Below are 9,150 nucleotides of genomic sequence, written 5' to 3' on the forward strand. Positions count from 1 at the left end.
CCTCGGGGACACCGGTCTCCTGGAGGTAGTACTGGTCGTTGTCGAGACCGTCGAAGGTGCACGTACCGCGGTCGTCCGTGGTGCATGCGGATCCGACCCTCGTGTCAGGGTTCACGCCTGTGGTCTGGAGCCCCGCGACACCGTTCGTCTCCTTCCACGCCTGGAACACGGCACCGGGCAGGCGGTGTCCGGTCTCGGTATCCGTCTTGTGGATCACGATCCTGCCGGGGCCCGGAGGGACGGCGGTCTTCGTGTTGACGGCGGTGACGGAGACACCCGTGTCGGCGTTGGCGGCGGTCAGGACCAGCGGGCCGAACACGGCGGGGTCGGGCAGGTCGTAGCCGGCGGGGGCCGCCGTCTCCTGCCAGTAGTACGTGCCGATCCCGACCTCACGCGCGCAGATGCCGTCGGTTCCCGTGGTGCAGGTGTCGACCTGGGTGTCCGGGTTCGTTCCGGTCGTCTGCAGGCCGGCGGTCCCGTTGGTCTCGCGCCAGAGTGCGAACTGGGCGCCCGACAGCGTGGTGGAGGTCTGCGCGTCCCTCTTCACCACACTCACCTGCCCGGTCATGGGCGGTGTGGTCATGGAGTCGCACACGAGGTCGGCGTCGAAGGGGAAGTAGTGGATCTCCCCCGCGTTGACGGGGTTGCCCGAGCTGTCGGCGAGCGGTCCGGCGATCAGCTCGTGGGTGATGACGTCGCCCTCGATGTTCGAGGGGTCCAGGTCCGTGAGGGTGGCACGCGGGGCATAGATGGTGCCCTCGACCTCGTCGCCGTCGGCGATGGTGATGGTGGTCGCGTCGGCGAAGTTCCACAGGATGTAGGGGGCTTGGTCACCCGAGACGCCGGCCATGGTGGGCGTGTGCCAGGTGAAGTCGCTCCCCGAACCGGTGGTGTCGACGGTGATGAGCAGGGGCGTGTTCGCGGTAGGCGGGTCGACGAGGGTGAGGACGCTGATGTTGTTGAGCTGCTCACCGGTCAGCCGCAGGACGTTGGTCTGTCCGGCCGTCAGGGCGATGTTGATGTTGGACCCGGGCGGGATGGTGCTCTGGTCGGGCAGCGGGGTCCCGTTGCCGTCGCGCAGGATCACGTTCGTGGCACATCCGGCCATGGTGTCGGACCGGTCGCGATACGTGGAGAACAGCGACATGAAGTCCATGAGGCCGGACTGCGCGACGGATGCCGCCGGTTGCCGGGTGGTCAGCTGGATGCGAGGCGTGGAATCGTACGCGGCACCCTCGGCCACCACGCGCGTGTTGACGCTCGCGCCGTTCGAGTCCTGGGTGAGCGCGTCGCTGCCCGTCATGTCGCCGACCTTGACGTACCCGTCCTGGAGCACGCTCAGCACACCGTCGGAACTGCTGCCCGCGAAGTTCACCCTGCCGCCGACCAGCAACGACGTGGGCCGGGAGTCGCCCGGGGCGGTGAACGTCCCGGCCGTGTTCAGCGAGACGTTGTAGCCCTGACCGAAGGTGAGGTCGCCGCCGATCGCGACGGGGCCCTCCGACTCGGTGCTGCCGAGAGTGGCATCGCCTTCGGTGACGACGCCGAATCCGTTGCTTCCGGCCACGGGGTTCCCGATGTCCACGGGAACGCGTGCCGCCGCGCCCGCCGGACCGGCGGTCAGCGCGGCGACGGCAAGGACTCCGGAACAGGCTGCGGTCGCCACCACGGAGCGGAGCACGCTACGGGCCGAGGTCCGGCGGGTGGGGATGCGCTGTGTCGCTTCTACCATGCGGCTGAATATATGCAATCCGGACATTCGGGGCGGGTGGCTCGCCGTGCCGGGCAACCGCGTGGGCCAACCGGTTCAGGATGCCGTTCTCCGCCGGGTCCTGCCGCCTCGGCCCCTGTCGGCGCGGGTTCAGTCCGAACCCAGTGACGTGACGAGCTCCACGCGGCGGCGTATGCCCAACTTCCGGTAGGTGTTGGTCAGATGGGTCTCGACCGTGCGCCGGGCCAGGTGCAGCAGGACGGCGATCTCGGTGTTCGTGTGGCCGTCGGCGGCCAGTCGGGCGATCCGGCGCTCGCTGACGGTGAGGGAGCGCGCGCCGGTACGTGCGGTGATGCCGGGGCGGGCGCCGCCCTCGCGCAGGGACTGTTCCGCCAGGGCGCGCAGCCGCGCGGCGCCGAGCCGCTCGGCGCGCTCGCAGGCCTCGCGCAGGCATCTGCGGGCGTGGGAGCGCTCCCCTGCGGCCGTCAGGGCTCTGCCCTGCGCGATCAGCGCGCTGACCAGTTCCGTCTCGACCCCGGTCGGCGCGTCCCTGAGGAGCCGTACGGATTCCTCGGCCATCAGCAGACCGCGGCGACCGCCGGTGACCGTGCCGAGCACGCGCAGCGCGCGGCCCACCGTGCGAGGGGTGCCCCAGACGCGGGCCAGGCGCAGTTCCTCCTCGGCCAGCGCGAGCGCCTGTCCGGGGCTGCCGAGGGCCAGGCAGCACAGGGCGGCCGACGAGCGCCACGGGGTGACGACCGGGCTGACGACCTGGCGTTCGGTCTGGCGGCGCCCGCACTCCAGGAAGTCGTGCAGGGCTCCCGCCGGGTCCCCCTCCGAGGCGCGCTGGAGCCCTCGCGCGTGGAGGAGCCGGTTGCGGCCCCAGGAGTCCGGGGCTCCGCGCAGGTCGAAGGCGTCCGCGAGCCGCCGCGCTTCGGCCGCGCGGCCGGCCTCCACGAGCCCGGTCAGCACATGGGCGTGCGCGGGGGTGAGCCCGGCGGCGCCGACGGCGGACAGGACGGCCGGCAGCCGGTTGTACTCGCCCCGGGAGGCCGCGATGTCGGCGCGTACGTGGAGCAGCGCCAGGTGCATGGGGTGTGACAGGTGGGGAAGCCGGCCGGCCAGCTCCTCGGCCTCGTCGAGTTCGTCGGCCCACTGGGCCACGGTGGCCGCCGCGCCCAGCAGAAACGGTTCGGCGAGCGGGTCGGACGGTTCGGCGAGCAGGACCCGGACCTTCCTCATGGCCTCGTCCGCCGAGATCAGCCCGGCGGTGGCCGCGTACCGTACGAGCAGGGCCTGGGCGGCCGGGCTGACCAGCTCCGGAGTGCGTTCCGTGGTGTCGCGCAGCCACCGGTAGACCTCCCGGCGGACGGTCTTGTCCTGGTCGGACAGGAACACGGTGGCACCCTGCAGGGTGCTCGCCAGGCCGGGGTGGCCGGCGAGCTGGCCGTCCGCCGAGCGCAGCACCTCCAGCGCGGCGCGGGTACTGCCCCGGCCGGCGAGCGCGGTACCCAGGGCGACGGCCGCGCTGACCCGGTCACGCGGCGTGCCCGCCAGCGCGAGCGCCTCGGTGAACCGCGGTATCGCGGCCGACGACTGGGAGCCCGCGTACTCCAGGGAGCCCAGCTCGGTCAGCAGCCGCTGCCGGTCCCGGTCGGAGAGCGGTTCCTCCAAGGCGCGGCGCAGGTACGCGACGGCGTCGCAGCTCCGTCCGGCGCCCAGCGCCAGTGAGGAGGCGGCGTGCAGCGCCACCGGGGCCCAGGACTCGCCCACCGGACCGGAGAGCAGCAGGTGCCCGGCGACCGTCTCGGCGGGGGCGCCCCGTCGCAGGGCCGCTTCGGCCGCCGCCCGGTGTATCGCGGACCGTCTGGTCGCGGGCACCCGGGCGAGGATCGCGTCCCGCAGCAGCGGGTGGGAGTAGCGGGGCCGTCCGTCGTCGTCGCCCAGTAAGCCCAGCCGCGTCATCGCGGTGAGCCAGCCCGCCACCCGGGCCGGATCGGCGCCCGACAGTTCGGCGAGCAGCCGGCCCGGGTGCTCCGCGGGCCGCTCCCCGCCACCGGGGCCGGGGCGTTCGGAGCGTTCCCGGGCCGGCCCCTCGTCCAGGGCCGCCAGGACGCGCGCCACCTCGGCGGTACCCGCCCCGGCGTTCTCCAGCCACCACGAGACCGCCGCCGCGTACGCGCCCGGGTAGAGCACGGCGGCACTCTCGGGTACGGCCGGGAGGGGACCGGAGGCTTCCAGGTCGTCGAGGAGGGCGCGCAGCAACAGCGGGCTCGCGGCGCCGGCCCGCGTGCACGCCTCGATCCACGCCCCGGTGGCGGAGGGGAACCGTGCGCGCACCAGGCCGGCCGCCGCGTCGGCGGTGGGCGGGGCGAGGGTGTGGGTGCGGACGAGCGAGGGGGAGAGGCCGTGGGCGAAGCCCGCCGCCGGCGGGTCCACGTCGTACTGGCCGCGTTCGGTGACGGCCAGCAGCACCGGCAGCCGGAGCCGGTCCACGTGCCGGGAGGTCTCCACCAGCCACCTGTACGAGGGCGCGTCGGCGAGGTGCACGTCGTCCACGGCGACGACGAGCGAGGACTCCCGGGCGTGGGAGAGCAGCAACTGCCGCAGACGGTCGCCGTGTTCGCGCTCGTCGGCGGTGTCCCCACAGGCGGGGGCCGGTGCCCCGGCCCCCGCCCCGGAGCGCAGGAGTTGGAGGACGACGCCGAAGGGGACGGAGGCGTCGGCGGCGGAGCAGCGGGCCCGCAGCACGCGCATGCCCTGCCCCGCGGCGGCCTCGACTGCGGCCTCCAGGACGGTCGTCCGGCCGGTTCCGGTCGCCCCGCGCACCAGCACGAGACCGCCCTTCCCCGCGCGGGCGCGGACGGCACCGGTTGCGAGAAGTTCGGTCGCACCCCTGTGCTCGCGCGGTTGCTCACTGTATGGTCCGGACATTCTGTCCCCTCCTTGCGACGGTGGAGTACGCGGTGACGTGCCCGCGACGGACCCCGCGAGGAGTGCCGTCATGGCCCGCGGCGACCGCCGGTCTCGTGGTGCCGCTCGTGGTGTTCCACGATTGCCGTGCCCCCGGCCGTTCCACGAGTGTGGAGAACGCGGACCCGCCACCTGCCGGACCCGGGTGGCACGCACGCGTACATGGGGGAACCACGTTGCTCAGCGCCACGCGCACCACACAGTCAGGCCCGGCCGAGCCCGTGGACCGGATACGGGTCGCGGTGCACGCCCGGGACCCGATCTCGATCGAGGGAGTGCACAGCCAGCTGCGCCGGTACCCGGAGATCGACCTCCGGGACGAGAGCGAATCCGGCCCCGGCACCGTGCTGCTGTTCGTCGAAGACGTGCTCGACGAGGCGGTGTTGACCCGGCTGCGCCGAATGGCGCGCGGCGAGGGCGCGCGGGCGGCGCTCGTCGTGGGCGCGCTGCGGGAGGCCGAACTGCTCGACGTGATCGAGTGCGGCGTCGGCGCCATCGTGTGGCGCCACGAGGCCACCGCGGGCCGGCTCGTGCAGGCGATCCGTGCGGCGGACCGCGGCGACGGCGACCTGCCGTCGGACCTGCTCGGGCGACTCATCACCCAGGTGGGGACGCTGCACCGCCACGCGGCCGGCCGGCCCGGCCTCCCCGCCTCCGGGCTGACACCGCGTGAGATCGACGTACTGAGGCTGGTGGCCGAGGGGTTCGACACCGGAGAGATCGCCAAGAAGCTGTCCTACTCCGAACGCACGGTCAAGAACGTCCTGCACGGGTTGACCACGCGACTGCACCTCCGCAACCGGGCTCACGCAGTGGCTCAGGCCTTGAGGGAAGGCTACATCTGACCGAAAGGGCAACGTGAGTCGCCCCTCGGGGCGGCACGGACTGCCCGTTCGTCGTCCCGGTGCGACTCGTGGGACGGGCGGTGGCGGAGGCAGGATCGTCAGCGGCGGCCGGGGCGGCCACGGTGACGAGCACGACGGCATGGACGACACGCGGGGCCGGGAACGGCAGGGCGGGAGCACGACGGTGATCCACGAAGTGGACGAGGTCCTCAAGAATCTTCTCAGCGGGGGGGCGTTGAGCGGATCGGGCATCGACATCGCCTTCGACGCACCCACCCGGGACTGGGCCGCCCGCCGCAACGCGCCCACCATCAACGCCTACCTGTACGACATCCGTGAGGACGTCAACCGCCGCCAGCGGGGCCAGGCCCCCGTGTACGACGAGCGCGACGTCGTCGTCAAACGCCGCCAACCGCCGCGCTGGTTCCGGCTGTCGTACCTGGTGACGGCCTGGACCAAGCAGCCTCAGGACGAACACCGGCTGCTCTCGGCCGCGTTGGCCACACTCATCCCGCGCGAACTCATCTCTCCCTCCGAACTGCCCGGCTCGCTGGGCGAACTGGGCATGACCGTGCCGCTGTCGGTGGCGGGCATCCAGACCGAGGCCCGTTCGCTCGCGGAGATCTGGTCGGCGCTCGGCGGCGAACTCAAGCCCTCCCTCGACCTGGTGATCACCGCACCCTTCCCGGCCTACCCCGAGTACGACGCCGGCCCGCCCGTCACCGAGGGAGCCGCCGTCCGCGTGGGCTCCCTGGACGGCACCATGGGCGGCACCCCCGCCGAGGCGCCGGAACGCGCCCACCGGGACCGCCAGGTGGCGGCCGCCCGGGAGGCCAGGAAGACCGCCCGGCGCAACCGGACCACGGGCAAGCGGACATGACCCCGCGCACCACCTCCCACCCGACGGACGATCCCGCGCACGCCGAGTCGCTCCTCGCCCGCCTCGCCGAGCTGCGGGAGCGTGTGGCGCTGCTGGTCGACCACCGCTCCGCCGACGACCCCACCGCGTCCGACCCGGTGCGCGGCCTGTACATCTCGGAGGAGGCGGTACGGCACCTGCTGCGCCGCGCGGAGCCCGCGCGGCTCGACGTCCCCGAGCCGGCCGACTCGTACGACGACCGCCTCACCGACCTCGCCGTCCGGCTCGGCCTGACCGGACTCGACGCCCTCATCCTGCTCGTCGCGCTCGCCCCCGACCTGGACCGGGGCTTCGAGCCGCTGTACGGCTACCTCAACGACGACGTCGGCCGGCGCCGGGCCACCGTCGCGCTCGCCTTCGACCTGTGCGGCATCCCCGTACACCTGGCCTCGGCGCGGGCCCGGCTGCATCCGGCCGCGCCGTTGCGTGCGCTCGGGCTGATCGATGTGGAGGAGCCCGAACGGCCCTTCCTGAGCCGCTCGTTGTGCGTACCGGACCGGCTGCTGGCGCATCTGCTCGGCGACGACTCCCCGGACGCCGCCCTCACCGGGCACCTCCATCCGCTGGACGCGGGCGCCGAGACGTACGGCGAGCACGGGGCGTACGGCGAGCAGGGGGCGTACGGCGAGCAAGGGGCCTTTGAGGCGGACGGGCCGTTCCCGGACGGGCCGTTGCCGGACGACGGGCCCGGCCGCTTCGTGCACCGTCTTGCCGCCAGGATCGCCACCGGGCCGCCGGTCACCGTCTACGTCCGCGAGCGGCGCGAGGGCGACGGCCTGTCGTCCGTCGCCGCCGCCCTGCGCGCCGCGGGCCGCCCGGCCCTGCGGTTCACCGGACCCGAGAGCAGCGTGCCGGGCCTGCTGCGCGAGGCCCGGCTGACCGGCCACGCGGTGGTCGTCCAGGGTCTTCCGGACAAACCGGAAGCGCTGATACGGCAGTTGGCCGAGGCGGAGGACGTCACCGTGCTGATCACCGGACCGCGCCCGTACGACCCCCAGTGGTGCGACACGGACCCGCTCGTCCTGGAGGCGCCGCGGCGCGGCGTCGGCGCGGTCGGGGCCTGGTCGGCGGCGCTCGGCGAGGAGCCCGGCTTCGACCTGGCCGCCACCGTCGCCCCGTACCACCTGGCCGGTGAACACATCGTCCGCGCCGCCCGGGCCGCCCGTGGCCTCGCCACGTTCGAAGGGGCCCCGCTCGCCCCCGCCCACCTGCGGCTCGCCGCACGCCAGCAGTCCGCCTCAGGTCTGGAACAGCACGCCCGCCGCATTCGGCCGGACGTCGACTGGCGGGATTTGGTGCTGCCTCCCGGACCGCTCACCCAACTGCGCGAACTCGCCCTGCGCGCCCGGCACCGCGACCGGGTCCTCGGCGAGTGGCGGCTGAGCGCGGGCGGTGGCCGGGGCCGGGGTGTCCTCGGACTGTTCGCGGGCGCGTCGGGCACCGGCAAGACCCTGGCGGCGGAGGTCGTCGCGGCCGAACTCGGCCTCGACCTCTACACGGTGCAACTGTCGTCCGTGGTCGACAAGTACGTCGGCGAGACCGAGAAGAACCTCGAACGCATCTTCACCGAGGCGGACCGCACCGACGCCGTACTCCTCTTCGACGAGGCCGACGCCGTCTTCGGCAAGCGGTCCGAGGTGAAGGACGCCCACGACCGGTACGCCAACATGGAGAGCTCCTACCTGCTCCAGCGCCTGGAGTCCTTCGACGGCATCGCGCTGCTCACCACCAACCTGCGCGCCAACATCGACGAGGCGTTCACCCGGCGCCTGGACCTGGTAGTGGACTTCCCCTTCCCCGACACCGATCAGCGCCTCGCGCTCTGGCGGCACAGTCTGTCCCACGTGCCCTGCGCGGACGACATCGACGTGAAGCAGGTGGCGGTGGTCTTCGAGCTCGCGGGTGGTTCGATCCGCAGCGCCGTGATGACCGCCGCCTACCTCGCGGCCGGCCGGGACGACACGGTCACCGCGGCCGACCTGCTGGAGGGCGCCCGGCGCGAGTACCGCAAGGCCGGCCGGCTGGTACCGGGCGAGGGGACCTGGTAGGCCGCTTCCGCGCCCGGCGCCGGTGTCACTCGGCTGCGGGGGGCACCGTGAACAGGACGGCTTCGAGCGAGCGGTTGTTGTCGACGGTGCCGCCGAAGTTGTAGGCGTTGCGCGGACCCCGGCACGTGGGGGCCTTGTCCCATTCCGAGCCGCTGAAGCGGATGTTCTGGCAGATCTGCCCGCTGCCCACGTTGATGGCGAACCCCGACATCACCTCGGCCTCCGGCTCGGTACTGCCGATGTAGTTGTCCTTGCCGTCGGGAACGATGGCCGTCCACTGCGACGGCTGCCACTTGCCCTGCCCGTTGGTCGAGGCGGGGTCGTGGAGGAACGCGTTGGCCGACGAGCCGCCGACGCCGTACACGGCGAAGTTCAGCGAGACGATCGGGACGCCCCGGGTGTCGCCGGCCATGGTGCCGTCGCAGACCGGGGGCTGCCAGCCCTCGCCCCGGACGAACGCGCGGTAGCAGATGTGGCGGCCCGAAGGGTCGTCCTTCGCCAGCCTGTTCACCGCGGTCGCCGCCGTGTTCTCCGGCGGTTTCGGAGTGGCGGACTTCTCGCCGCCGCCGGAGCCGTCGGATTCTTTGGATTTGGTTTCTTCGGTGGGTTGGGTGGCGGGTTGGGCGGTGGGTGGGGTGGTGGCGGGTGCGGGGG

Annotated in this window: 5 protein-coding genes and 1 pseudogene; 3 read left to right on the forward strand and 3 right to left on the reverse strand. The window is 73.2% G+C overall.

Annotated features, from left to right (window positions below; all coding sequences use genetic code 11):
• Both ACWD3D_RS22410 and ACWD3D_RS22415 read right to left on the reverse strand, forming a co-directional pair.
• Nucleotides 1–1,732 (reverse strand): collagen-binding domain-containing protein (locus ACWD3D_RS22410; RefSeq protein WP_451462604.1); only part of this gene is annotated, 1,732 nt, incomplete at its 3' end.
• A 129-nt stretch (nucleotides 1,733–1,861) separates the two neighbouring features.
• On the reverse strand, nucleotides 1,862–4,645 hold the full coding sequence (locus ACWD3D_RS22415) for a LuxR C-terminal-related transcriptional regulator (protein ID WP_451462605.1): 2,784 nt from the start codon (nucleotides 4,643–4,645) through the stop codon (nucleotides 1,862–1,864).
• A 215-nt stretch (nucleotides 4,646–4,860) separates the two neighbouring features.
• On the opposite strand from ACWD3D_RS22415, the gene ACWD3D_RS22420 reads away from it, so the two are divergent.
• The 3 genes from ACWD3D_RS22420 to ACWD3D_RS22430 all read left to right on the forward strand — a co-directional run bounded on the left by ACWD3D_RS22420 (nucleotide 4,861) and on the right by ACWD3D_RS22430 (nucleotide 8,496).
• Nucleotides 4,861–5,529, forward strand: coding sequence for a helix-turn-helix transcriptional regulator (locus ACWD3D_RS22420; RefSeq protein ID WP_451462606.1), 669 nt, complete (start codon nucleotides 4,861–4,863; stop codon nucleotides 5,527–5,529).
• A gap of 184 nt (nucleotides 5,530–5,713) precedes the next feature.
• Complete coding sequence (locus ACWD3D_RS22425) at nucleotides 5,714–6,409, forward strand: DUF4255 domain-containing protein (protein ID WP_451462612.1); 696 nt, start codon at nucleotides 5,714–5,716, stop codon at nucleotides 6,407–6,409.
• On the forward strand, nucleotides 6,406–8,496 hold the full coding sequence (locus ACWD3D_RS22430; RefSeq protein ID WP_451462607.1) for an ATP-binding protein: 2,091 nt from the start codon (nucleotides 6,406–6,408) through the stop codon (nucleotides 8,494–8,496). Before ACWD3D_RS22425 ends, ACWD3D_RS22430 begins: the two co-directional genes overlap by 4 nt.
• Before the next feature lie 25 nt (nucleotides 8,497–8,521).
• Here the strand turns inward: ACWD3D_RS22430 and ACWD3D_RS22435 are convergent.
• A pseudogene (locus ACWD3D_RS22435) lies at nucleotides 8,522–9,150 on the reverse strand (hydrolase); the annotation flags it as partial.

It is taken from the genome of Streptomyces sp. NPDC002690 (genome assembly GCF_053592415.1).